General features: G+C 49.4%; 24 protein-coding genes. 15 read left to right on the top strand and 9 right to left on the bottom strand.

Going from position 1 to position 25,241, the window contains the following annotated elements; genetic code table 11:
* Positions 1-68 precede the first annotated feature (68 nt).
* The 4 genes from NH568_RS12715 to yegQ form a co-directional block, all read right to left on the bottom strand.
* Entirely contained in the window at positions 69-1,349 is a 1,281-nt protein-coding gene (locus tag NH568_RS12715) for a GGDEF domain-containing protein (RefSeq protein ID WP_253047916.1), read from the bottom strand.
* Positions 1,350-1,423: 74 nt separating this feature from the next.
* Entirely contained in the window at positions 1,424-1,741 is a 318-nt protein-coding gene (locus NH568_RS12710; RefSeq protein ID WP_349287993.1) for an EAL domain-containing protein, read from the bottom strand.
* 531 nt (positions 1,742-2,272) lie between these two features.
* Positions 2,273-2,524, bottom strand: coding sequence for a YfhL family 4Fe-4S dicluster ferredoxin (locus NH568_RS12705; RefSeq protein ID WP_046005076.1), 252 nt, complete (start codon positions 2,522-2,524; stop codon positions 2,273-2,275).
* Positions 2,525-2,548: 24 nt separating this feature from the next.
* Entirely contained in the window at positions 2,549-3,907 is a 1,359-nt protein-coding gene (yegQ, locus tag NH568_RS12700; RefSeq protein WP_253047914.1) for a tRNA 5-hydroxyuridine modification protein YegQ, read from the bottom strand.
* Positions 3,908-4,222: 315 nt separating this feature from the next.
* On the opposite strand from yegQ, the gene ndk reads away from it, so the two are divergent.
* The 10 genes from ndk (at position 4,223) to NH568_RS12650 (ending at position 15,199) form a co-directional block, all read left to right on the top strand.
* A complete protein-coding gene (ndk, locus tag NH568_RS12695) occupies positions 4,223-4,654 on the top strand; it encodes a nucleoside-diphosphate kinase (RefSeq protein WP_010383936.1) in 432 nt (143 codons plus the stop codon).
* A gap of 188 nt (positions 4,655-4,842) precedes the next feature.
* Complete coding sequence (locus NH568_RS12690; protein ID WP_010383939.1) at positions 4,843-5,973, top strand: bifunctional tRNA (adenosine(37)-C2)-methyltransferase TrmG/ribosomal RNA large subunit methyltransferase RlmN; 1,131 nt, start codon at positions 4,843-4,845, stop codon at positions 5,971-5,973.
* Between the two features lie 183 nt (positions 5,974-6,156).
* Entirely contained in the window at positions 6,157-7,740 is a 1,584-nt protein-coding gene (gene pilW / locus NH568_RS12685; RefSeq protein ID WP_253047912.1) for a type IV pilus biogenesis/stability protein PilW, read from the top strand.
* A complete protein-coding gene (locus NH568_RS12680; protein WP_253047910.1) occupies positions 7,737-8,729 on the top strand; it encodes a RodZ family helix-turn-helix domain-containing protein in 993 nt (330 codons plus the stop codon). Before pilW ends, NH568_RS12680 begins: the two co-directional genes overlap by 4 nt.
* 5 nt (positions 8,730-8,734) lie before the next feature.
* Positions 8,735-9,853: a flavodoxin-dependent (E)-4-hydroxy-3-methylbut-2-enyl-diphosphate synthase gene (gene ispG / locus NH568_RS12675; protein WP_046005072.1), complete on the top strand. Its 1,119-nt coding sequence runs from the start codon at positions 8,735-8,737 to the stop codon at positions 9,851-9,853.
* A 134-nt stretch (positions 9,854-9,987) separates the two neighbouring features.
* Positions 9,988-11,265: a histidine--tRNA ligase gene (gene hisS, locus NH568_RS12670; RefSeq protein ID WP_253047908.1), complete on the top strand. Its 1,278-nt coding sequence runs from the start codon at positions 9,988-9,990 to the stop codon at positions 11,263-11,265.
* 73 nt (positions 11,266-11,338) lie between these two features.
* Positions 11,339-11,956: a tetratricopeptide repeat protein gene (locus NH568_RS12665; protein WP_253047906.1), complete on the top strand. Its 618-nt coding sequence runs from the start codon at positions 11,339-11,341 to the stop codon at positions 11,954-11,956.
* 9 nt (positions 11,957-11,965) lie between these two features.
* The gene (gene bamB / locus NH568_RS12660; protein ID WP_253047904.1) at positions 11,966-13,141 is read left to right on the top strand and encodes an outer membrane protein assembly factor BamB; all 1,176 of its coding nucleotides are present in this window, start codon (positions 11,966-11,968) and stop codon (positions 13,139-13,141) included.
* A 74-nt stretch (positions 13,142-13,215) separates the two neighbouring features.
* Positions 13,216-14,688 (top strand): ribosome biogenesis GTPase Der, encoded by a 1,473-nt coding sequence (der, locus tag NH568_RS12655; protein WP_253047902.1) that lies wholly within the window; start codon positions 13,216-13,218, stop codon positions 14,686-14,688.
* A 127-nt stretch (positions 14,689-14,815) separates the two neighbouring features.
* Positions 14,816-15,199 (top strand): VOC family protein, encoded by a 384-nt coding sequence (locus tag NH568_RS12650; RefSeq protein WP_138551059.1) that lies wholly within the window; start codon positions 14,816-14,818, stop codon positions 15,197-15,199.
* 6 nt (positions 15,200-15,205) lie between these two features.
* On the opposite strand, the gene NH568_RS12645 is transcribed toward NH568_RS12650, so the two are convergent.
* The 4 genes from NH568_RS12645 to NH568_RS12630 all read right to left on the bottom strand — a co-directional run bounded on the left by NH568_RS12645 (position 15,206) and on the right by NH568_RS12630 (position 17,217).
* The gene (locus tag NH568_RS12645; protein WP_253047900.1) at positions 15,206-15,556 is read right to left on the bottom strand and encodes a DUF2750 domain-containing protein; all 351 of its coding nucleotides are present in this window, start codon (positions 15,554-15,556) and stop codon (positions 15,206-15,208) included.
* Between the two features lie 24 nt (positions 15,557-15,580).
* Positions 15,581-16,159: a glutathione S-transferase family protein gene (locus tag NH568_RS12640; protein WP_253047898.1), complete on the bottom strand. Its 579-nt coding sequence runs from the start codon at positions 16,157-16,159 to the stop codon at positions 15,581-15,583.
* 145 nt (positions 16,160-16,304) lie between these two features.
* Positions 16,305-16,586, bottom strand: coding sequence for a peptidylprolyl isomerase (locus NH568_RS12635; protein WP_054015990.1), 282 nt, complete (start codon positions 16,584-16,586; stop codon positions 16,305-16,307).
* A gap of 64 nt (positions 16,587-16,650) precedes the next feature.
* Positions 16,651-17,217, bottom strand: coding sequence for a glutathione peroxidase (locus tag NH568_RS12630; RefSeq protein WP_253047896.1), 567 nt, complete (start codon positions 17,215-17,217; stop codon positions 16,651-16,653).
* Between the two features lie 194 nt (positions 17,218-17,411).
* Here NH568_RS12630 and NH568_RS12625 point away from each other — a divergent pair, with 194 nt between their 5' ends.
* On the top strand, positions 17,412-19,355 hold the full coding sequence (locus tag NH568_RS12625) for an ATP-binding protein (RefSeq protein ID WP_253047894.1): 1,944 nt from the start codon (positions 17,412-17,414) through the stop codon (positions 19,353-19,355).
* Positions 19,356-19,484: 129 nt separating this feature from the next.
* Positions 19,485-20,627 carry a response regulator gene (locus NH568_RS12620; protein ID WP_253047892.1) on the top strand — a complete coding sequence of 381 codons (1,143 nt, stop codon included), beginning with the start codon at positions 19,485-19,487 and terminating at the stop codon, positions 20,625-20,627.
* A 148-nt stretch (positions 20,628-20,775) separates the two neighbouring features.
* Here NH568_RS12620 and queG read toward each other — a convergent pair whose 3' ends face one another.
* On the bottom strand, positions 20,776-21,924 hold the full coding sequence (gene queG, locus NH568_RS12615) for a tRNA epoxyqueuosine(34) reductase QueG (RefSeq protein ID WP_253047890.1): 1,149 nt from the start codon (positions 21,922-21,924) through the stop codon (positions 20,776-20,778).
* Between the two features lie 3 nt (positions 21,925-21,927).
* Here queG and NH568_RS12610 point away from each other — a divergent pair, with 3 nt between their 5' ends.
* From NH568_RS12610 to NH568_RS12600, 3 genes are read left to right on the top strand one after another with little or no spacing between them, the layout of a single operon-like run.
* Entirely contained in the window at positions 21,928-23,427 is a 1,500-nt protein-coding gene (locus NH568_RS12610) for an NAD(P)H-hydrate dehydratase (RefSeq protein ID WP_253047888.1), read from the top strand.
* Positions 23,424-23,900 carry a tRNA (adenosine(37)-N6)-threonylcarbamoyltransferase complex ATPase subunit type 1 TsaE gene (gene tsaE, locus NH568_RS12605; protein ID WP_253047886.1) on the top strand — a complete coding sequence of 159 codons (477 nt, stop codon included), beginning with the start codon at positions 23,424-23,426 and terminating at the stop codon, positions 23,898-23,900. Before NH568_RS12610 ends, tsaE begins: the two co-directional genes overlap by 4 nt.
* Positions 23,893-25,239, top strand: a complete 1,347-nt coding sequence (locus tag NH568_RS12600) for an N-acetylmuramoyl-L-alanine amidase (protein ID WP_253047884.1) — start codon at positions 23,893-23,895, stop codon at positions 25,237-25,239. Before tsaE ends, NH568_RS12600 begins: the two co-directional genes overlap by 8 nt.
* Positions 25,240-25,241: the final 2 nt, after the last annotated feature.

The raw sequence follows: 25,241 nt of genomic DNA, 5'->3' as shown, positions 1-25,241 counted from the left end.
AGGGCTAATAAGTACAGTAATATGATTGCAGACAGGCCTGATGGGGCACTGGCCATCAGGCCCTGAGATTACGCTGAGTTACGCTTTGGCTCGGCCAACAGAAAGGGCAATGACTGAGTTTTGGCCTGGTACATAGTTTTATCTGCACAACTCAATAATTCAGTTGGTCCATCACCATGATCCGGAAACAGCACGGCACCGATACTGAGATCCAGTGTGACTTCGCGCATATTGCCTTGCTGATCTTGCAGGCAGTAATTGTCGGTCAGCAGGTTATGCTTGTAACGGGTAAATAGTTCCAGCTGGCCCGGGTTGTCTATGTTGGGGGCAATCACCACAAATTCATCGCCGCCATAGCGCGCCACAAAATCTGAGCTGCGTTTGTACATTTTGAGTTTAGACGCAAGCAGCTGGCGGTGCTCAGGGTGAATATGTTCAAACCAGTCCTCATAGCCAGGATGCTCTATATTGGCTTTGCCTATCATTGCCATCAGGCGAGGCGAGTAACTGACCTCACCAGTGACAACATTCCACTCCCAGATGCCATCAGCGGTGGCATTGATGGCCCGGCGCATTTTTTTATCAGACTCTTTGAGTGCTCGTTCGGTGTTTTTAAGCGTGCTCAGGTTATTAAACAGCGCTAGCACCACACTTTGTCCTTCAAACTGGGCCTTAACCAGCTTCATTTCCATTGGAATGGTGGACTTAGCTTGTGTCGTAACATGGCATAAAGTTGACAGCTCCGCTGATTCTGCATTGCTCAGCTTATGGGCCAGCGTATCTATGGTGGTAAAGGGGTCGCTAAATTCAATCCACTCGCTCAGAGGCTGACTATTGAGTTGGGTGTCACAAAGATCTAAGGCCTTAAGAAAGTGCGGGTTACACTGAGTGATTTTAAAGGTTTCATCGAGAACCACGATACTGGCAGGCAGGCTGTTGAGAATAAAGTGGGTTAACTCATGCTCAGCCAGTTTTGAGTCCAGCTGATGTTTTTCTTGTGTGACCTTGTCGAGCTTGCGGGACACCCCCTGAAATTGATTTGGGGTGGGAATGGCAATGGCGCTGGGAATAAGGCGGAACATGTACACCGCTGTGGTGATAGAGACCAGAGCGGTGGCCATTTTGGCCAGAGCATGCAAGCCATAGGCACCTTGCCAGACTGTGTAAATCCCTACCAAATGAGTCAGTCCACACAGCAAGATAAAGCTTGAAAACAACACAAACAGCCAGTGTCCGCCAACATCAGGCCGTTTTTGGCAAATATCATAATGGCAATGGGGATAGAGAAGTAAGCGGTGGCAATGAGTAAATCCGAAATAACATTGCCCCACAGCAGGTGGGGTTGCCATAAATAACAGTGCCCGTGTGGCATATAGGCATCATGAAAAAATGACTCAAAACTGTTGGATTCCATGGGGGGTCCTTACTCGGCGTGCTCTGCTAGCTCCGTGGGAAAGCTGGGGGTCGGCAAAGTTGCAATCACGGGTTTGGCGAATAAATAGCCCTGCATCAGATACACCCCTAAATCGCACAGGCACTGGTAGTCCGCCAGAGTTTCGACGCCTTCGACCACCAGGTCGATATTTAGTCGGCGAGCCATCAGGCATATGCCATCCACGATGGCTTGTTTGACCGGGTCCTTTGCAATGCCGCTAACCAGTGAAATATCGAGCTTGATGATATTGGGCTGAAAGCGGTGCAGTACTTCAATGCCGCATAGCCTGCGCCAAAATCGTCCAATGCAACCTTGAAGCCGTTTTTGTTATACGTATTGGCGATATCGATGAGCTTTTCATGGTCAGTGAGGTGTTCTCTGTTCAGAGACCTCAAAAATAATACGTTCCTTTGCCAGGTTGAAATTATCGGCGGCTTCGAGGGTTTTGCGCAAGCAGGTTTGGGGGTCATAAATGGCGTTGGGTAAAAAGTTGATGGAGAGCTTGGCTGAGTCGCTGAGACCAGCCATCATCTCAATGGCAGTAGTACGGCACAACTGGTCGAAATAATATTTGCTGTCTTCTGTGACCTGAGCGAGTACTTGCCCTGCCGACTGCCCCTGTGTGCCTCTGACTAGTGCTTCATAGGCATAGAGACTCCCTGTTCAAAATTTAGCCGCCTTAACAAGTCTGGCACAGCCTATGGGTTTTGCAATCGAACAGTGTGCAGGTTTACAAGGAAATGATGCGTTGAGGGGCTGAGTCTGGATTTACTTTGCTGGGCTGGTATCAGAATAATAATAAAAAGAAAAAGCGCCCGTGGGCGCTTTAAACAGAGACTAGCTTTGGCCTGTGAGTTTGAGAAACTTTTCGGCCAGCGTATCCAGGCTCTCGCGGTGTGCAGGGTCCGGTTTAATACAGTCAATCGGACAGACACTGACACAGGTCGGCTGGTCGTAGTGTCCGACACATTCTGTGCATTTATCCGGGTCTATCTCATAGATTTTCTCACCCATATAGATTGCCTGGTTGGGGCATTCCGGGTCGCACATATCGCAGTTAATACATTTACTGTTGATCAGTAACGCCATGGTTTAAGCTCCGCTCTGGCCGGTTCAGGCTTTTTTAAACGGATTACGGGTGTCTTCCTGTGCACCCAGGTTACGCATCAAAATAGCGTGGCTCAGGTCAATGTCTTCGGGCAGTGGGATCTTCACAATATGGCCCGAGCCCTTTGCATCGCTGATCTGCTCGCCTTTTTTGTTTTCCATGTGCTCAAGGGTAAAGCTGATATTGCCCTGTGGGGTCATCAGCTCCAGGCTGTGACCAGTACAGAACTTGTTTTTAACGTCAATTTCCACCAAACCATTGTCGTGGCGTCCCAGGATCTCGCCAACAAACTGCTGCTGATCAGACACTGAGTGGCCATAGTCGTAGTTCTGGTATTCCTGATGGGCATGGCGCTTGAGGAAGCCTTCGGTGTAGCCTCGGTGCGCCAGATTTTCCAGCGTTCGCATCAGTGACGGGTCGAACGGTTTACCGGCGACGGCATCGTCAATAGCACGGCGATAAACCTGCGCGGTTCTGGCAACATAGTAAAAAGACTTAGTCCGGCCTTCAATTTTCAGGCTGTGCACGCCCATTTTGGTTATCTGATCCACGTATTGTACGGCACGCAGGTCTTTGGAATTCATAATGTAAGTGCCATGCTCATCTTCAAAGGCCGGCATATACTCACCCGGGCGGCCTTGTTCTTCAAGCATAAACACCTGATCGGTCGGTTGTCCGTCGCCGAGCGTTGGGATCACCTGTTGCGGGTCAATTTTGTGCACCACATCGCCTGTGGCATTTTCTTCTCCCGGCTTAACGTCGTAGCTCCAGCGACAGGCATTGGTACAGGTGCCCTGGTTCGGGTCGCGCTTATTGATGTAGCCAGAGAGCAGACAGCGCCCTGAGTAGGCCATACACAGCGCACCATGCACGAACACTTCCAGCTCGGTATCCGGGCACAAAGTGCGGATCTCGGCAATTTCTTCCAGCGACAGCTCCCGCGACAGGATCACCCGCTCGATCCCCTGTTTTGCCCAGAATTGTACGGCGGCATAGTTGACGGCGTTGGCCTGAACGGACAGGTGAATGGGCATATCGGGCCACTTTTCACGTACCAGCATGATTAGGCCCGGGTCGGACATGATCAGCGCGTCCGGTTGCATGGTAATAACCGGCTCAATATCGCGCAGGTAAGTTTTGACCTTGCCGTTGTGCGGCGCAATGTTAGAGACCACATACAGCTTTTTATTTTGCTGGTGGGCTTCGTTAATGCCAATTTCGAGGTTGGCCAGGTCGAATTCATTGTTGCGCACGCGCAGGCTGTAGCGCGGTTGGCCGGCGTACACGGCATCGGCACCGTACGCAAAAGCGTAACGCATATTCTTTAAACTACCGGCGGGTGAAAGGAGCTCAGGTACAAACATCTCAAAAAACCTCATACATTGAACTGATTACGGGTCAGCTGTTGGGGTAAATCAATCGCCTGTGCGCCTCGCATCGCAGTGGGCCGGACGATTGGGTTAAATCAAAAAGCGGCGCAGTATAGGGCAAGGTTTATCAGAATGATTTGACCTGGATCAGGTTTTCCCGGATCTGCGGGATAGCTGAATCAGATGCTGTAATGGCAGGTTGCGTTTCACACAAAATCATCACGGGACGGAAATAGTAGGTTTTTACATCTAAAACGCGTATAATTCGCGCCCGTATAAATTCATTAATTTCATTTTGGAGCAAAAAAGATGGCTTTAGAGCGTACTTTTTCAATCGTTAAGCCTGATGCGGTCGCTAAAAACCACATCGGTGCAATCTACAACCGTTTCGAGTCTGCTGGTCTGAAGATCGTTGCAGCTAAAATGATCCACCTTTCTCAAGAGAAAGCGGAAGGTTTCTACGCAGAGCACAAAGAGCGTCCTTTCTTCGGTGCTTTGGTTGAGTTCATGACATCTGGCCCGGTAATGGTTCAGGTTCTTGAAGGTGAAGATGCAATCCGTAAAAACCGTGAAATCATGGGTGCAACTAACCCAGCTGAAGCGCTAGCGGGTACGCTACGTGCTGACTACGCTGACAGCATCGACGAAAACGCGGTACACGGTTCAGACGCTCCAGAGTCTGCTGCACGTGAAATCGCTTACTTCTTCACTGAAGAAGAGCTGTGCGCACGTACTCGTTAATTCGAGCGCGGTGACAGGAAAGAAGGGCCTTAGCGCCCTTTTTTCGTCCCTGATGTACTTTGCTAAGCCTGAATGCGACAGACAGCAGGCTTAGCAAAGTATTCAGATTTGAAAGCGTTGATTAAATTTTGTACAATTCGGCGTTTTATTAAATTTGCACTGGCCGTCATCTGATCTGGGGTTGTTTCATGACTACGACTGAGAAAAAAATTAACTTACTTGATTTAAATCGCGAGGGGATGCGCGAGTTGTTTGCATCATACGGTGAAAAGCCGTTTCGCGCCGATCAGGTCATGAAATGGATTTACCACTTCGGCATCGATAACTTCGATGATATGAGCAACATCAATAAAAAGCTACGCGCTAAGTTGCAGGCGGAGTGTGAGATCCGTGCACCGGAAATCTCGGTACGCCAGCAGGCCAGCGATGGCACCATCAAGTACGCCCTTGTGCTGGATGGCGGACAAGAAGTGGAGACCGTGTGGATCCCCGAAAAAGACCGCGCCACTTTGTGTGTGTCTTCTCAGGTTGGCTGTGCGCTGGAATGTACTTTTTGCTCAACAGCCCAGCAGGGTTTTAACCGTAACCTGAAAGTCAGCGAGATCATCGGCCAGGTGTGGCGGGTAGCCAAAGACATTGGCTTGCATGATGGCGACAGCACCAAGCGCCCGATCACTAACGTGGTGATGATGGGCATGGGTGAGCCGTTGCTTAACATCAATAACGTAGTGCCTGCCATGGAACTGATGATGGATGACTGGGCATTCGGTCTGTCTAAGCGTCGTGTTACTTTGAGTACCTCGGGCGTGGTACCGGCATTGGATATCCTGAAAGAAAAAATTGACGTCGCACTGGCGATTTCCTTGCATGCGCCAAACAATCCGCTGCGTGATGAGCTGGTGCCTATTAATAAAAAGTACCCCATTGAAGAATTCTTAGCGGCTTGTCGTCGTTATATCGATGGTTCGAAGGCCAATAAAGATGTAACCATTGAATATGTGATGCTACAGGGCGTGAACGACAGCACCGACCATGCCCATGAATTGGTTCAGGTATTAAAAGGCACACCGTCTAAAATCAACTTGATCCCATTCAACCCGTTCCCGGGTAACGAGTATGGGCGTTCGAGCAACAGTCGTATCGACCGTTTCTCTAAAGTACTTCAGGCAGCCGGGTTAACCTGTATCGTGCGTCGCACCCGAGGTGATGATATTGATGCCGCCTGTGGTCAGCTGGTAGGAGACGTGGTCGACAGAACCAAGCGTCTTGCCAAGAAAAAGCAGCTGGAAGACAACGCGATAGCGGTGAAGGTTGGCTAAAAAAAGGGTGAAACTCGACCGCATTCGGGTAATATATGGGCATAGATCAACAGCGCTCTGGTGAGCTATGCCTGCGGCCTTGCGCCGATTGTCACCTGTCAGTGCGCGCTTTTAACTAAAGTGTTTAGTTTAGCTATGTTTTCATTGGTAAAAAGTTTCTCCTTTGAGGTCTCAAAGCGCACTGTGGCTGCCCGAACAGGGTTGCTGATGATATTGGGCGTGGTACTGAGTGGCTGTGTGACCGAAACACGTTATGCCAACAGTGACAAACCGGTTGTGCAAAGCAAAGCAAGTCGCGAAGACGCGGCTAAAACCCGTATTTCGCTGGCATTGCAATATCTGGCGAACGGCAATAACACGCAGGCCAAGTACAACCTGGAGCGGGCACTGACTTTGGCGCCACAACTCCCCGAAGCACACTATTCTCAGGCGTATTACTACGAGCAGGTGGGCGAAAATGCCCGTGCCGAACAGGCTTATCAAAAAGCATTGGCACTGGCACCCAAAGATCCCAATACGCTCAATAACTACGGCACCTTTTTATGTCGCATCGGCAAATATGATGAAGCGACAGAGCAGCTGTTTAAAGCCATAGAGATCCCAAGCTATATTCGCGTTGCACAGAGTTATGAAAATTTAGCCCTGTGTGCACTGCGTCAGGATAATTTTGAACTGGCATTGGAATACTTGGGCAGTGCTGAGAAGCACAACGGTCAGCGTCAGTCGACCCTGTTATTAATGGCTGGTTTACACTATGCAAAGAGTGAACTGCATAGAGCAGAAGAAGTCCTTAAGGTGTATGGTGATCGTGGCTTTGTCTCGGCACGTGGATTATTGCTGTCTCACTTACTGGAGTTACGCAAAGGTCATTTGCAACAAGCTGAAGAAACAGCCACTTTGTTATTGCAAACTTACCCTGAGTCTCCTCAGGCTGTGCTGGTGATCCAGCAGCGTTTGAAGGACAGCGAATTTGAACGCCTGAAGGAGCAATACCGTCAAGCCCAGTTAACTAAGATTACTCATAAATCGCCGACCCATATAGTGGCAGAGCCTAAGATCAAGGTTCGTCGGAAAGTAGAGGCTGCCAGTACTCGCGTTGAGGCGCCAGCGCTATCTCCTGTTGTGTCTCAACAGTCACAGATAAAAGCGCCCGCACGTTCGTTGCGTACTCAGCAATTCACCCAGAATTCACCTGCACAGGATACAGTGAGCGCCGCGACAAAACCACAAAAGGCGACTTCAGCTGTGGTTAAACCTGTGATTTCAACGCAACAAGGGAAAGTGGTGTTTTATGAGCCTGACCCTGAGGATATTTCATTTTCAGTGTCTTCATCCCGACCAAGCGCTGAGCCTACAGATAGTTGGTTGGTACAACTGCCAGCTGAACCTGCTTCTGTTCGGACATCAAATCGCGCAGTGGGTGGCTTATTGAACACAGATATTATGCTTCCCAGCATCCCTCAGCACACCGTCAGGCTGGGAGAAAACCTGTTTAGTGTGTCAGTGAAGTACAACCTAAAGTTAGAAAAACTGATGGCATGGAATAATTTACGCGAGTCGGACAAGCTGTCGATTGGTCAGGTGGTGTATTTAAATGACCCTAAAATCGTTCACACCATTGGCGAAGGCCAGTCATTGTTCGACATTGCAATGGAATATAATTTACAGATTGACGACCTGATGCGGTGGAACAAATTGACACCGGGTATCGTCTTACAACCGGGGCGACATCTCTTAATCGTGGATCCAGATAACTATACTTTATGAACGAAGCAGAATTAGACACAAATACCGGCAGCGACGTACTGTCGCTCGGACAAACACTGGCAAAAGCCAGACACGACAAAGGCGTCGGTTTTGAGGAGATCACCGCACGGCTGAAGCTCAGTGAATCTCAAATTAACAAGCTGGAACAGGACGACTATCACAAGCTGGGCCCTGAGACCTTTGTGAAAGGATACATCAAAAGCTACTGTGGCTTACTGGGCCTGGATGCACAGGAAACCTTACGGTTATATCAGTCCCCAGTCGTACCTGAGCAAAAAGGTAAGATGAAGAGCTTTTCGCGTCGAACCGAAAAAGAAGCGCATGATAATCGTCTGATGTGGTTTAGTTACGCTGTTCTGGCGCTGGTGATCGGTAGCTCAGCAATTTGGTTCTGGCAAACTATCAGCACACAAAACGAGATCACGCCAGGGGATGCCCGGGATATTCCTCAGGTCAGTGCGCCAGTCACCGGTGTGCCAAATGAGGTACCAAACGAGATGGAACAAGAGAATACGCCAGCTGAGAACACGATCGATAGTGGTGAGTTGAACACCACCACAGAGCCTGCTGTGCAGTCAGATGATGTGAGCGAAGCGCGACCTCAATTAGTGTCGGCGACGTCTGAGAGCGAGGCTACACAGGTGAGCACTGAAGTACCACAGAATACTGTGGCTACTGAATTGTCGTCTCCGGCGGTAACTGCCCCAGCCCCAGAGCCCGGCAATACACAAAGCGAATTTTCACAGAGCACCATAGTGATGGTGTTCAAAGAGGACAGCTGGGTTGAGATCTTTGACGCCAGCCAGGAACGGGTTGCGTTTGGTGTTAAAAAAGCAGGGTATACCATGACCGTCAGTGGTGTTGCCCCGTTTTCAGTCGTACTGGGCAAACATCGTGCTGTGAGCATCACACTGGATGGCGAAGCCGTGGATATTTCCGGGCTGCCACGTAACCGTTTAGCCAAATTTAATTTACCGTTAGCAGAGTAATCGTCATGTTTTCAGAATCACCGATCAAACGTAGAAAATCCACACGCATCAATGTGGGTAATGTCCCAATCGGGGATGGCGCACCGATCGCCGTGCAGTCGATGACCAACACCAATACCCTGGACGTAGATGCCACTGTGGCTCAGATCCGGGCGATTGCCGATGCCGGCGCAGACATTGTGCGAGTATCCGTGCCAACCATGGAAGCCGCAGAAGCGTTTAAGAGTATCAAAGAGCAGTCCGAAATTCCGTTAGTCGCAGATATCCACTTCGATTACCGTATTGCCCTGAAAGTAGCTGAATATGGTGTGGATTGCCTGCGCATCAACCCAGGGAACATTGGTAACGAAGAGCGTATTCGTGCTGTAGTTGATGCCGCCCGGGATAAAAATATTCCCATTCGGATCGGCGTCAACGGTGGGTCACTGGAGCGTGATTTACAGGAAAAGTATGGTGAACCGACGCCAGAAGCTTTGCTTGAATCGGCTATGCGCCATGTCGAAATACTTCAGCGACTCGACTTTGACCAGTTTAAAGTCTCAGTTAAAGCCTCAGATGTATTTTTAGCTGTGGGTGCCTATCGCCTGCTGGCAAAAGAAATTGATCAGCCTCTGCACCTGGGGATCACCGAAGCCGGTGGGATGCGCGCGGGCTCGGTGAAATCTGCTGTGGGCCTGGGGATGCTATTGGCTGAGGGGATTGGTGATACGCTGCGCGTATCTTTAGCAGCCGATCCGGTTCAGGAAGTCAAAGTGGGCTTTGATATCCTGAAGTCTTTGCGGATCCGCTCACGCGGTATCAACTTTATTGCTTGTCCAAGCTGTTCACGGCAGGAGTTCGATGTAGTTAATACGATGAACCAGCTGGAAGAGCGCCTTGAGGATATTACCGCACCCATCTCTGTTTCTGTGATTGGTTGCGTGGTGAACGGTCCAGGTGAAGCGCTGGTAAGTGATTTGGGACTGGCTGGCGCGAATCGTCGTTCGGGTTTGTACATCAATGGTGAACGCCAGAAACTGCGTATCGACAATGACCATATTGTCGAACAGCTGGAAGAGCAGGTGCGCAGCTATGTTGAAAAACAGCAGAATGAACCCAAAATCGATGTCAAGATAGTCGAATAACCGGTACAGACTAGGCAAACTAAGCGTTTACGTTTTAGCCTAGCTGGGTATAATAGCGGGTTTATCAGATCTGGCTAAGTCATCGGGCTTAGCCAGCCATTTCGTGTAAAAAAATTAGATTACTAGGATTTTCAGTGGCAAAACAAATTCAGGCAATTCGAGGTATGAACGATTGTCTGCCGGGTGATACGCAAGTCTGGCAGAAGGTAGAATCTATCTTACGTGACACAGTGGCATCTTTTGGATATCAGGAGATCCGCTTCCCTATCGTAGAATCCACCGAGCTTTTTAAGCGCTCGATTGGTGAAGTCACCGATATCGTTGAAAAAGAAATGTATACCTTCGAAGATCGCAATGGCGATTTCCTGACCTTGCGTCCTGAAGGCACCGCGGTTTGTGTGCGGGCCGGTAATCAGAACGGCTTACTGTACAATCAGGAACAGCGTTTGTGGTACATGGGGCCAATGTTTCGTCACGAGCGTCCGCAAAAAGGCCGTTACCGCCAGTTCCACCAGTTTGGTGTGGAAACCTTTGGCGTAGCCAGTGCCGATATGGACGCGGAAGTGATCCTGATGACTGCGCGTTTATGGCAACAGTTTGGGATCAGCGAGTTTGTTCGTCTGGAACTGAACTCACTGGGCTCAAACGAAGCGCGTGCAACTTATCGTGATGCGCTTATCGCGTTCCTTGAGCAGCACGAGTCACAACTCGACGAAGACTCAAAACGTCGTATGCACAGCAATCCATTGCGCGTTTTGGATAGCAAAAACCCAGACGTTCAGGCCATTTTGGTGAATGCACCAAAACTGTCTGAATATCTGGACGAAGAGTCTCGTCAACATTTTGCAAATTTATGTGAACGTTTGGACGCTGCGGGCGTCGAATACCAGGTTAATGAAAAACTGGTACGCGGCCTGGACTATTATAATCGCACCGTATTTGAATGGGTAACGGATAGTTTAGGCGCACAGGGTACCGTGTGTGCCGGTGGCCGTTATGATGGCTTGGTAGAGCAGGTCGGTGGTAAAGCGACTCCGGCCGTGGGCTTTGCCATGGGTATGGAGCGTCTTGTACTGATGTTACAAGAGCTTGAGCGTATCGGCACATTACGCCGTAATGCAGATGTGTTCGTTGCAGCGATGGGCGAGCAGGCTGGCATTCAGGCGCCGGTCATTGCGCAACAACTACGCAGTGAAATCCCTGGCCTGCGTGTACTGGTTAACGCCGGTGGTGGCAACTTCAAGAAACAATTAAAACGTGCGGACAAAAGCGATGCCTTGGTTGCCCTGATTTTTGGCGAAGATGAATTGGCCGAAGGTAAGGTGACTGTTAAGTATCTCCGCGAACATAAAGAACAAGTTACCCTGACACTGGCAGAGGCAAAGAGCCTGTTGTCAACGTTGGTGGAATAAGCGCTGATGCGCAGTAAAGCCGGGTTACTCAAAAGTTGGGTACTGGCTTTACGCTATTAATAAAGAGGTCAGAATGGAAATTTATTCAACAGAAGAACAACAAGCCGAAGCAATAAAACGATTTTTCCGTGAAAATGGAACATCTTTGATTATCGGCGCGGTGCTGGGCCTGGGTGGTCTGTATGGTTGGAAAGCTTACAATCAGCATCAAATCGATAGCGCAGAAGCAGGTTCTGAAGCCTACAACCAGCTGGTTGATAGTGGTGACGTTCTGACCAAAAGCGATGAATTTTTAACGAATAACGGCGAGTCCAGCTACGCAGTCCTGGCAGCCTTTGTTGCTGCCAAAGAAGCGGTGGAGCAAGGCAAGTTAGATGTTGCCCAGGAGAAGCTGAGCTTCGCAGCAAGTACGGTGAAAGCGCCAGAGCTAAAAGCCACGGCTTATCTGCGTTTAGCACGTGTTCAGGCGGCACAAGAAGATTATAGTGCGGCAATGGCCACGTTAGGCAATCAAATGCCTGAAAGCTTTGCAGCCCAGCTTGCTGAAGTCAAAGGTGATATTCTTTTGGCGCAAGGTAAAAAAGACGCCGCGCGTGATGAATATCAAAAGGCAGTGACAGCCGGTGGCAGCGACAATAACCCACTGTTGCAAATCAAACTGGACGACCTGGCTGGCACAGCAGCACTTTAAGGAGTAGCCATGAAGAAGTTGACTATGGCCTCTCTGGCGCTGTGTATGGCGTCATTACTGGGGTGTTCCTCAAGTGATGATGAGCAAGAGTTGGTGTTACCTGAGATTGTGAATCAGTTCGAAACGAATGTGGTTTGGCAGGAGTCTGTGGGTGACGGCGTTGAGCATTACTTTTCTCGTTTGACCCCAACCTTCTATCAGAACACCGTTTATGTTGCTGAGCGAAACGGTCTCGTTGCTGCGTTGGATGTTGGCAGTGGTGATACGCTGTGGGAAGTCGATACCCGTGAGAACCCTGCTTTTTGGCCCTGGGAAGACGATGATAGTGCAAAGTTGTCGGGTGGCGTTTTGCAGGCCTATGGCAAGTTATATATCGGCTCAGAGCATGGCGAAGTTGTTGCTCTGGATCGTGAAACCGGTGAGGTGGTTTGGCGCAAGTCAGTCCCGGGAGAGGCCCTTTCTACACCTGCTGCCGGAGATGGTCTGGTGTATGTGAATCTGGGTTCAGGTAAGTTGTTGGCGCTGCACCCTGATACGGGTGAAGAGCGTTGGCAGTTTGAACAAGAAGTTCCGGCACTGACCTTGCGTGGCTTGAGTTCTCCCACGTCAGCAAATGGCGGCGTACTGATCGGTGAAGAAAGCGGTAAGCTGTCGGTATTGATTGCGGAAAATGGCTTTATGGCTTGGAGCACAGATATTGCCCTGGCAAAAGGTGCTTCTGAGTTTGAGCGCCTGGTTGATGTAGATACTAAGCCTGTTGTGATTGGCAGTACCGTGTATACCATAGCGTATAATGGTAAACTAGCGGCGTTGGATGTGCGCAATGGTAATGTGATCTGGGACCGTGAATACAGCAGTTACCGAGACCTGAGCATTGAACTGAATACCATTTATTTGGTAGATAGCGAGGGCGTACTCTATGCTCTAGATAGAGAATCAGGTATCGAACGCTGGAGTCAGTCGGCATTACGCGGCTGGTATCTGACTACCCCGGCAGTAGCGGGAGATTATCTGGTAGTCGGAGATCAGGAAGGAAACTTGCACTGGCTGGATAAACAAACTGGTGCTCTGGTGTCTCGCGAAGAATTTGATAGTTCGGGCTTTTTTGTCGAGCCAATCGTGGTAGATGACAAACTGATCCTGTACACCCGTGATGGTGAAGTCAGTGCGGTAAAAATTCCGTAATCACTTTACACGGTATAAATAGAAGTAAGGCTTCGCGGTGCGAAGCCTTTTGTTGTTTTTAAAAGAGGTAGTCTATGCTTCCTGTGATCGCTCTCGTCGGGCGACCCAATGTGGGTAAATCCACTTTATTTAACCGTCTGACCCGCACGCGTGATGCGTTGGTGGCGGACTTTCCGGGCCTGACACGTGACCGTAAATATGGCCAGGCAAACTATGATGGCTATGAATTTATCGTGGTCGATACCGGCGGTATTGATGGCAGTGAAGAAGGTATCGAAACGGAAATGGCAGAGCAATCCTTGCTGGCCATTGAAGAAGCCGATGTGGTGCTCTTTCTGGTTGATGCCCGTGCCGGCATGACCGCGGCTGACCAAGCCATTGCGCAGCATTTGCGTAGGCAACAGAAAAAGAGCTTTGTTGTTGCCAATAAAACAGACGGTATTGATGCTGATTCTAACTGTGCTGAGTTTTATCAGCTGGCACTGGGTGAGGTATATCATATTGCCGCAGCGCATGGTCGAGGCGTGACGCAACTCCTTGAAGCCACGCTGGGTCCGGTAATTGCCGAACTGGCTGCAGAAGAAGATGAGATTGAGCAGGACGATGAGCTGCTGACAGAGCTTTATCTGGAAGGAGAAGAAGCCCCGGAAGAGGGGAAAACCGGCTTTGAAGACAAACCCATTAAGCTGGCGATTATTGGTCGACCAAATGTGGGCAAATCGACGCTTACTAACCGTATTCTCGGTGAAGAGCGGGTCATTGTGTATGATATGCCAGGCACCACACGGGATTCCATCTACATTCCGATGACCCGTAATGAGCGCGACTATGTACTGATAGACACCGCCGGTGTCCGCAAGCGTAAGAAAGTCAGTGATGTGGTCGAAAAGTTCTCGGTTATCAAAACTCTAAAAGCGATTGAAGACGCCAACGTTATTTTATTGGTGATCGATGCCCGTGATGGTATCTCTGACCAGGATCTCAGTCTGCTGGGCTTTGCCCTGAATGCGGGCCGTTCTTTGGTAATTGCGGTAAATAAATGGGATGGTCTGGATGATTACGTGAAAGAGCGTATTAAGTCTGAACTGGATCGTCGTCTTGGCTTTATTGATTTTGCTCGCCTGCATTTTATTTCGGCATTACACGGGACTGGAGTGGGTCACCTGTTTGAATCGGTTGAAGAAGCCTATGAATCGGCAACCAAGCGTGTTAGCACCGCAATGCTTAGACGTATCATGGACATGGCTCAGGCCGATCACCAGCCACCTCTGGTACGTGGTCGCCGGGTTAAGCTGAAATATGCGCACGCCGGGGGGTATAACCCGCCGCGCATCGTGATCCATGGTAATCAGGTGCATGACTTGCCTGACAGTTATAAGCGTTACCTGATGAATTACTATCGTAAAGCACTGAATATCATGGGCACGCCGATTAAGATCGAGTTCCGTGAAGGGGATAACCCGTATTCCGGTCGCACCAATAAAATGACCCTGTCGCAGAAGCGTAAACTCAGGGCATTTACGAAAGAGCAAAAGAATAAGCAGTAATTGCTTGATAACAGGGCGCCAATGGCGCCCTTTTTACTGTCTGCGTCATTGCTGTCCGGATCCTAAATCGGTTTACGCTGAACGAAAAATATGCTTTATTTATATTTATTTAGCCCGAATATTAGCCATGCAGTTTCTGAAAACCGTGATCTACGTTGATAGTGTCGAAGAGGTACTGGATTTTTACTATCAGGCATTTGGCCTGAGTGCCTGTGGTCTCAGCGAGGATGGGGATTATGGAGAGCTGGATACCGGAGAAGTGCTGCTGGCATTCGCCACACACCCAGTCGCTCAGGCACAGTTTAAACAAAGCTATATTCGTAGCCAGCCTAAGCAGCCTGCGCTGGGGTTTGAATTGACATTAGGCTGTGAGAATGTTGCAAAAAGCTACGACAGGGCGGTTGCTGCGGGGGCAGAGCCTTTGTCACCACCTTGCCAAAAAGGAGAGCACACACAGGCTTATGTGCGCTCTATAGAAGGCACCCTGGTTGCCTTAGTGTGCGCCGACTAAGCGGGGCTATTCAGACAGTGCCCGGGCAAGGCCGACTGGCTCGATTTCTGTACAGACGTTGTCATCGTTCCAGTTAAGGCCGAGCAGCGCGTTATCGTCGCGTAAATCTTCAATCCATTCGTCAAGCAGCTCATCCAGTGCGATGGCGATAGGTTTAAAATCAGCCCACTCATCACGACATTGTGCTTTTGCATTGTCTTCGTTATCCCACAGCAGTAGCACGTCTGATTCTTCAAACTGGTTAGAGTCAACGACAACCAGGCCGCCATCCTCTGAGCCCAGTGCCCAAACTTGCTCCTGTTTTTTCGCTGCAACGACAAAACTGACTACTTCCGATTCTATTTCGATGTCACTCATGGTGTATTTCCAAAGTTAACGAGCTTATGCTCTGGGATCTGTAAGACGTGCCTCATCAAGAGACTGCCATTGGTCATAAAACTGCCCCAGAGCACTGAACGCAGTTAAGTCGAACAAGCCTCTGAAGCGGATCCAATCCAGCAGGCAGTATAAACTGATCTGAAGATACTCGCAGTTTAAAAATACGTTTTCCTGACAACGCTGCTCTAATACTTTTAAGGTTTCAGCTATTCGGCCACGTTGAAGGTTGAAAAATAGCTTGTCTTCGTTGGTGTCAAACTCTGAGCGCTGACACAGTAAAAGCTCTACCAGGGAATCGTTACAGGCATTAAGGATCGTTAAGAGATTTTCCTGCGCCCAGTTGAGGTGGGGAAGAGAAAATTTCTGTTGTAAATAACGGGCAATGACGTTTGAGTCGAGTACAGGCTGATCGTCAGCTAACAGAAAAGGCAGTTTTCGTGCCGGATTGTATCGGTTAAGCGTTGCTCTGCCTTCATCACTGAAGATGTCCAGTTTTCGATAGTCCAGGGTAATGTCATGGCGAAGGCAGTAGATGCGGATGCGCCTGACGTACGGAGATGTGTCCGAGCCGTATAAGATCATCACTCAATCCTTATGTTTTAGTTGGATGCGCAATGACTATAGCACTACTTTTATGTGGGTATAAACAGGGCAGGATATATTTAAGAAATATCACGTAGAGCTACCAGCAGCAGTAAGCTACCAGTAGCAAATGGGCACGAGCCGATTAGTCGACCCGGCTTGTCACTTCAAGCAGGTGGTATCCGAACTGAGTCTGAACTGGCCCTTGTACTTCATTGATCGGTGCAGAAAAAACCACTTTGTCGAACTCGGGGACCATCATACCCGGTCCAAACTCGCCCAGTTCTCCTCCATCCTGACCGGACGGACAACTTGAATACTGTTTGGCAATGTCGGCAAAGTCTTCGCCTGATGCAATACGTTGCTTAAGTTCCAGGCATTGGGCTTCGTTATCGACTAAAATATGTCTTGCGCTGGCTAGTGTCATTATCTCTCCATGGTGGTTAATTAATGCTCATACATTATTCTAATATACTTAGATTTAAAGCGCATTATTTAAGATCAAGTTCTTTTTCAATCGCAGCGATCAGTGGCTCAGACATGGGCTTAGTTCTACTGTTGAACTGCTGTATGGTCTTACGATCGGCAGAGATCAGATACTTGTAAAAGTTCCACATTGGTGCCCCACTCTGCTCGCCCAGATGGTGAAAGAGCGGGTTTGCATCGCTGCCTCGGACCGCGCCGGTTGCCATCATAGTGAAGGTGACGCCATAGTTAATAAAGCACACTTCAGCGGTATCTTTCTCGTCGTTCTCTTCCTGGAAAAAGTCATCAGACGGAAACCCCAGCACGACCAAGCCTTTATCTGCATAGGCTTTGTGCAGCTTTTCGAGGCCATCGAACTGACCGGTAAAGCCGCAATTACTGGCGGTATTGACCACCAATAAGGGTTTGCCTTTGAAAGCACACAAGTCAACGGTGTCTTTTGATCTCAGCTTTCGGAATTCGTAGCCCGTGAAGTCATCACATGCTGTGCTCTTTGAGAAGTTCGGGGTATCACTGGCCTGAATGCTGGCGCTGGTGAGCAGTGCTAATGAAATCAGTAGCGGTTTTATCATTGGGGAGCTCCCTGAAACTGTTTTAAATTCAATGCCTGAGTATACGCGACGTGATGGTATTCAGTTCACAGTTTACCTCTTAAACAGCATGATTCAACCGCACTGAGTATCGTCTCGGCAATTCTTGACTAAACTGAATGCAATGATTGAGAAGAATATTCTGGTAATTTGGCTTACCACAACAGGGTTTAGTTATGGAAAACAACAAGGTATTGATTATCGATAGCAGCAGTGTGCTGGCTATGAGACTGAAGGTGTTATTTGAGTTACTGGGTTGTGAAGTGGTACATCTGCACTTTCAGGTGTTGCACAAAGTTCAGGACTTTTTTGCCTACCATGTTGTCGCTATTGCCCATGGACTGCCTGATACTACGTTCGACGCTCTGTCTGCGCTTAAAGACCATGACCGCCTGATTTTATTAGCTCCCAAACCAGAAAATTCGGAACATGTCGAGGCATTCAGTCGCTTAAACCGGATGCTGTGCAATGCCATCGTGATTTACCCTTTTTTTGGTAATAAAGAAATCACTAGCTTGCTGGAACGAGTGCTTGAAACGGGCGATCATGACCGTCTTGAGCTGCCCAAAATTTTATTGGTTGATCACAGAGAGGAGCGCCTTGCCCGTCTGGCGGCCAGTCTGCGTGGCGCACAACTTACGGTGGTAACAGCGCACTGTATTGCTGAGGCTATGCAACAGGCAAGTAGCCATGATGTCGATTTGTTGATTTGTGATTTCAACCTGGAACAGGGAAGCGGGCTGGATGTTTTTAAGAAGGTGCGGCAAGTTCACCGTGATACGCGCTGTTTGTTGATGACTTCGCGACAAGATCAGGTTGATATGATGGAAGCCATCCGTCAGGGGGTGGAAGATGTGCTAACTAAGCCCATCGATGAAGGGGCGCTGCTGCAATCTCTGCATAAACTGTGGCAGAGCGAGTTGCTGCGTCGACACAATCAGGAACTGGTTGAGCGTTTACAGGATACGGTCGATGCGTTGATTGAAAGGGATAGCTTACTGCGGGTGATTTATAAGCATACGCCGGACCCCATCATGTTGTTTAATCTGGATGGCTATGTGATTGAGGCAAACGATGGTTGCACGACCTTGTTGCGCCTGCCCAGCGATCAGCTTCAGCAGCATTCGATATTCAATTTGTTTGAACCCTCATCAGTCGCAGCACTGAAAGAAGCGATTAATAATGGCGGTATCTTGCGCCATTTTAACTGTGAGCTGGTGTTGCCACAGGAAGAAGGACCCAGCATTCCCCTGATGGGCACTTTTATCGAAATTGATCATCATGGCGAAATTGCGGTAGCAGCGATTTTTAAGAACGTTGCTCAGCTAAAGCGTAAACAGCAGTTATTGGAAGAAGCCAAGGAGGTGCTGGAAGTCGAGGTTCAGGCGCGCACGGCACAACTTCAGGCAGCTAAAGAGGCCGCAGAAGCCGCGAATATCAGTAAATCTGAGTTTCTTGCCAATATGTCCCATGAACTCAGAACTCCCATGCACTCCATTTTGAGTTTCGCGCGCTTTGGGATTGATAAGTTGGCGTGTGGTGAGATACCGGTGAACAAACTGGAGAAATATTTATCACGCATTGAGACCAGTGGAGAACGCCTGCTGTTACTGCTGAACAATCTGCTCGACTTGTCCAAATTGGATGCTGGCCGTTTTCCCTTTAATCCGGCATCGCACAATTTACTGACGTTAATACATACCGCAAAAGAAGATGTGTCGGGCCTGGCGATGGCGCGGCATATTCATATCGAGTTGCAAGCACAAGAGGACAATATTGTGCTGTGTTGTGATGCTGAGCAACTGACTCAGGTAATGAGAAACTTGTTGGGTAATGCGCTGAAGTTCAGCCCCGAGCACAGCGAAGTGACCGTCTCTGTTACGCTTAACGCGGGATATGTCCATATTTTGGTGCGGGACAAGGGGGTGGGTATACCCGAGGATGAACTGGAGCATATATTCGATAAGTTTGCCCAAAGTAGCAAAACCAACAGCGGGGCTGGCGGAACCGGGTTAGGATTGGCCATTTGCAAAGAATTTGTATTGCTGCATAAAGGCTGCATTTATGCCGAAAACAACCCGGAACAGGGTACTTGTATTCATATTGAGCTGCCAATTTAGAGGGATGACTAGCGCCATGGGGGATCCCTGTCTATAACTAAATGAAAGCTGTCATTGCGGGGGCATTTCTCACGTTTGAAGATGTGTTTGCAGATGATGGTGCTTTGGCAACGGAAAAGGAACTGAGAAATGGCATTGCAACGAATCCTGGCGGTGGATGACGAACCTTTCAACCTCGAAATCATTGAAGAAATACTTGAAGACCTTGACTTTGAACTCCTGACTGTAACCAGCGGGCAGCAATGCCTGGATGTTATTGAGGATTTCGCGCCTCAGGTTGTCTTGCTGGATGTTAGCATGCCGCAGATGAATGGGTATGAAGTGTGTAAAAAGATCAAAGCCAACCTGGAGACACAGAATATCATCGTGATGTTTGTGTCGGCACGCGGCTCGGTTGAAGAGCGTATGGAAGGCTATGCGGTTGGCGCGGAGGATTACATCGTTAAGCCTTTTGGCCATAGTGAACTGAAAGCTAAATTGCTTAATTTAGGACAGATGTTGCTGGAGCGCGACATCCTGGAGCAGCAGGTCGAAGACGCAACTTCCACTGCGTTCAATGCCATGGCGACCAGCAGTGAAATGGGATTTATCGTCAGTTACATTGAACAGATAGGGGTCATTGATGACATTCAGGCGTTAGCCAAGGCCTTGATCCAGTGCCTCAGTAATTTAGGGCTAAGCTGCAATATTGAATTTCGGGTCGATGAGCAGCGCCATCATTTTGCCACTGCGGGACTGTGTTCTCCAATTGTACTGGAGTTGTTTGAAATATTACGTTCGAAGGGTCGTTTGCATGAGTTTACCAGCCGGATTTTGGTGAACTACAATCTGGTGAGTGTACTGATCCTGAATATGCCCTCAGAAGACGCGGACAAGCATGGTCGACTCAGAGATCATATTTGTTTTATTGCCAGTGTCACCGAGCAGCAATTGCTGGCGATTTTAACGCGCAAACAGCTGTTGTCTCAGCAAGCGGAGCTCAATGATGCCATTTCTATGATCCACAGTAAGTTCACCGGATTGCTGGCTTTACTCAACAACAACCGCTCTCAGAATGAATCCATTTTTCGCCGCCTTCAGGAAGTGTTTGAGCAGCGGATCCCAACCATGGGGTTGGATGAGGATCAGGAAGTATTCATTTATCAGCATGTCGACGAAGCCATTCAGGGTTCAATTGCCCGGGAAGAAGCCATTATGCAGGTGCGTGAAGCCTTCACTGAAATCGAAAGTGATTTGTCCTTGCTCAGTTCGACGGGAAAGCAATCACAGTAACAAAGAAGAGTGAGCTTTGAAGTGCCGCTGTAACAACACAGCCGAATATTCCAGGTGACCCCAGGTGAGGCGTATTTTGCTCACCATAGCGGTGTAGTTTGCAGCTCGATGTTAAAGTGATTTAAATTATTGAAATATAATGATTTTATCAAGCATCTCGCGGCAGGCCTTTCTCGATTATACGGAGCAATCTGGCGCTTTTTCGTTGTTGCTGAGCTTGTTTGGTGCGTTGCTGTTCCAGTGCCCAGACAATATGTTCCTGGACCAGCTCGGAGGCCGACTCAAGACGTGCCTCAAGTACCCTGATAATGCCGGGGTCGGGGTCGGCATTACCCAGTCCAACGGCCAAATTACGCAGCCAGCGTTCATGACCAATACGGCGAATAGGACTGCCTTCTGTATTTTTCAAAAACGTGGGTTCATCCCAGTTGAACAGGGTAACCAGCTCTTGATCTTTGAGCTGCTGGCGGGGGTGGAAGTCTTGTTCGTCAGTGAGCTGGCCATAGCGATTCCATGGGCAAACCAGTTGGCAGTCGTCGCAACCATAGACTCGATTGCCCAGTAATGAGCGATGCTGCTCGGGGATCGGGCCTTGTAATTCAATGGTCAGATAAGAAATACACTTGCGGGCATCCACCACATAGGGCTCCACAATTGCGCCGGTGGGACAAAGCGTGATACAGGCATTACATTTGCCACAGCCTTCTTCTTGTGGCTGATCATCTGTGGGCAAAGGCAGGTCAACAAACAACTCGCCAAGAAAAAACCAGGAGCCGGCTTGCTTGTGGATCAGCAAGCTGTTTTTGCCTCGCCAGCCCAGTCCGGCCTTTTCGGCAAGCTGGCGTTCCAGCACCGGCGCCGAATCAACGAATGGGCGAAAACCAAACTGTCCGACTTCCTGTGCTATGCGTTGTCCAAGTTTTTTTAACCGATTACGGATAACCTTGTGATAGTCTCGGCCCAGAGCGTAACGGCTGATATAGGCCGTTTGCTTATTTTTAAGCGCACGGGCGAAACTGGCATCAGGTGGCAGGTAGTTCATTTTGACTGAGATCACCCTTTGAGTACCGGGCACCAGTTCAGCGGGGCGGGCACGTTTCATACCATGGGCAGCCATGTAGTCCATTTCACCATGGTAGCCATTATCAAGCCAGCGCTGTAATTGCGCTTCGTGTTCGCTGAGGTCTATGTCGGTGATACCAACTTCAGCAAAGCCAAGTTCTTTGCCCCAGAGCTTAATTTTTTGCGCAAGTTCAGTATAGTTAATATCAACAGAAGAATGAGTAGTGGTTGTCACGGCATGTCTATATCACAAGCAAAATACCTGACTAATTTACCACAAGTTGCCTATACGGCCCAAGCGGTACAAGTCAATGAAGGCAAAGCGGCGCGCCTGGCTGGAACCACGTTAAGTGCATTAATGCAACGTGCCGCAGGTGCACTGTTCGAGTATGTCAGTAGTCTGACACTTAGCGGTCCTGTACTGATCCTTGCTGGTAAGGGAAACAATGGGGGAGATGGCTACGTGCTGGCACATCTGTGTCATCAGGCTGGTATTGTTGTTGAAGTACTTGCGTTGTTCGACCCGGAGCAACTTCAGGGCGATGCACGCGCGGCTTATCATCAATATCAGGGCGGCGGTGGCAAGGTGTCACGTGATTGTGTTAACTGGCAGGAGTCAGCACCCGCTTTAATCGTGGATGCCGTGTTTGGTAGCGGCTTTCGTGGCCATTTGCCAGAACATGTCGCAGCGGTTTTTAGACAGCTTGTTCAGTGCGCGTCACATCGGCTTGCGGTTGATATTCCCAGTGGTGTGAATGGCTCGACCAGTGAAGTTGCCCGGGATGCCTTTGTTGCAGACGTGACCATCACGTTTATTGCGCTCAAGCAAGGCCTGCTTACCGGTTCAGCCAGACACCATAGCGGGACTGTCTATCTGGCAGAACTGGGCGTTGGGGCCGAACTTGCACAACTGGTATCTCCCTCAAGTCACTACTTGTCAGCAGAGGCTTTGCTGGGAAAGCGTCCTGTGCGCCCAGCTGACACCTATAAAAACCGCTGTGGCCATGTGCTGTTAATTGGTGGAGGCCCTGGCATGGCGGGCGCGATACGCCTGGCAGCTGAAGCCTGTTTACGCGCTGGTGCTGGTTTGGTCAGCGTAGCAACTCATCCAGATAATCAGGCTGTGGTTCTGCAGGGGCGCTATGAACTAATGGTGCATGGTGTGACAGGACCTGATGAACTGACCCCTTTGCTGCACAAGGCTGATACCTTAGTCATAGGCCCCGGTTTAGGACAATCAGCGTGGGCAAGATCACTGTTTGATAAGGTGATGCATTGTTCTCTCCCAATGGTTATTGACGCCGATGGGCTGAATTTGCTGGCGAGACAACCCAGGCAGTGGCAGAATGCTATTTTGACCCCACATTGGGGAGAGGCAAAGCGCCTCGGTACTGCTATTGCGACCTTACCTGAGCGCAGTTCCAGGTTCGAAATGTGCGATGCGCTGGCACAGTATTTTCAGGCCTGTGTGGTGTTAAAGGGGCCGGGTACATTGATTCAGCAGGCACAGCGGTTAAATATCAACCGCTCAGGATGTGCCGCCATGGCCAGTGCTGGGATGGGCGATGTATTATCTGGTATAATTGCCGCTTTGTTGGCGCAGGGCATGAGTAAATTTGATGCGGCTATGTTGGCGGTGTATATTCATGGTCTTGCGGCTGAAAAAGCGGCACATGACGGCGCACATGGGTTGCTGGCAAGTGATTTATTTGTCCATATTAGAGGTATTATCGGATGAGTGTCGATGCGACATTAGAAATTGAGCTGGCTGATGAAGCCGCAACCATTACTTTGGGAAATAAACTTGCCAAGTTGATTGATTCAGGGGCGGTATTCTATTTGCATGGTGATTTGGGCGCCGGTAAAACGACTCTGACACGCGGTATTGTACAAGGGCTGGGTCATCTGGGAAATGTGAAAAGCCCGACCTATACCTTAGTTGAGCCATATGAGTTGGAGGATGTCTGTATTTATCACTTTGATTTGTATCGTTTAGGCGACCCGGAAGAACTTGAGTTTATGGGGATCCGGGATTATTTTGCGCCGCATGCCGTCTGTATTGTCGAATGGCCAGAGAAAGGGGCGGGTGTGATCCCAACTGCAGATATGGATATTGATCTGGCCTATCATGGTGAAGGGCGCCGTGCTGTTTTAAGGCCACACACAGAACGAGGCAGGCAGCTTGCTCAGGCTATAAGTCGATATGCGTAGTGCGATAATAAAAATTAGTTTTACCCTGTTTGCGCTGAGTGTGTTACTGCTCGCCAGCGCTGCGCAGGCAAAAAATAAAATCAACGGTGTACGTGTGTGGCCTTCACCAGAAAGCACACGCGTGGTATTTGACCTGTCTGAAAAGCCTGAATACAGCTACTTTATGCTGAAAAACCCGTTACGGCTGGTGATCGATCTGGAAAATACCAGCAAACTCAAGCAACTTCCCTCCTTGCCCAAAGAGCACAAAATCGTTGAAAAGCTCCGCTACAGTCAGGCCAAGAGTCGCAACAGCACCCGGGTGGTCATGGAACTGAGCCGCACTGCTAAGCCGGTGATTTTCGCGCTTGCGCCGACCGGGCCATACAAAGATCGTCTGGTGGTCGACTTATATGGGCAGCAAAAAAGCCTTTATGCCAGTAAATCTAAACAAAGCAAAAAGCGTGAACTGGTCAAAGACAGAGACATCATCGTTGCCATCGATGCAGGCCACGGTGGGGAAGACCCTGGCTCAATTGGGCCTTCGGGGACATACGAAAAGAACATCACACTGCCGATTGCTAAACGGCTTGCACGCTTAATTGATAAAGAGCCGGGCATGCAGGCACGCCTGACCCGCACGGGTGATTACTATATTAAACTCAACACCCGTACCGCGCGGGCCAGAGAGCGTCAGGCCGACTTTTTTGTGTCTATCCACGCAGACGCCTTCTCGCGCCCGGAACCCCGTGGTGCCTCGGTTTGGATCTTGTCATTACGCCGGGCCAACTCCGAAGTCGGTAAATGGCTGGAAGACAAAGAAAAGCACTCCCAGTTACTGGGCGGTGCGGCGGATGTGATAAAGGACACCGCGAACGAGAAATACCTGGCCAAGGCGTTACTGGATATGTCGATGGACCACTCAATGAAAACCGGCTTTAAAGTGGCGGAAGAGGTGGTAACCGAACTGAAAAAAGTGACGAAACTGCATAAGAAACGCCCTCAGGCGGCGAACTTTGGGGTGCTAAAATCACCGGATATACCCTCTATTTTGGTCGAAACTGGCTTTATCTCTAATCCGCAGGAAGAAAAACAGCTAAAAACCAGCTATCACCAGCAGCGCCTGGCGAACGCCATATTCAAGTCGATCAAGCGCTATTATCAGCAAAACCCGCCAGACAATACTTTGTTTGCGAGCCTGAGAAACAACAAACCTCTGCGTCATAAAGTACAGCGGGGAGAATCTTTAAGTGTGCTGGCCGCTCGTTATGGCACTACGGTGTCTGCACTGAAAAAGGCCAACCGACTGACAAAAAATACTTTGTATATTGGTCAGGTGCTGACCATTCCTAAGGCGTAGAC

Source organism: Pseudoalteromonas sp. XMcav2-N (assembly GCF_024124545.1).
In the GTDB taxonomy this organism is placed as follows: Bacteria; Pseudomonadota; Gammaproteobacteria; order Enterobacterales; family Alteromonadaceae; genus Pseudoalteromonas.
The sequence above is the reverse complement of the archived record's forward strand: the minus strand, read 5'-3'. Positions and strand labels throughout refer to the sequence as shown.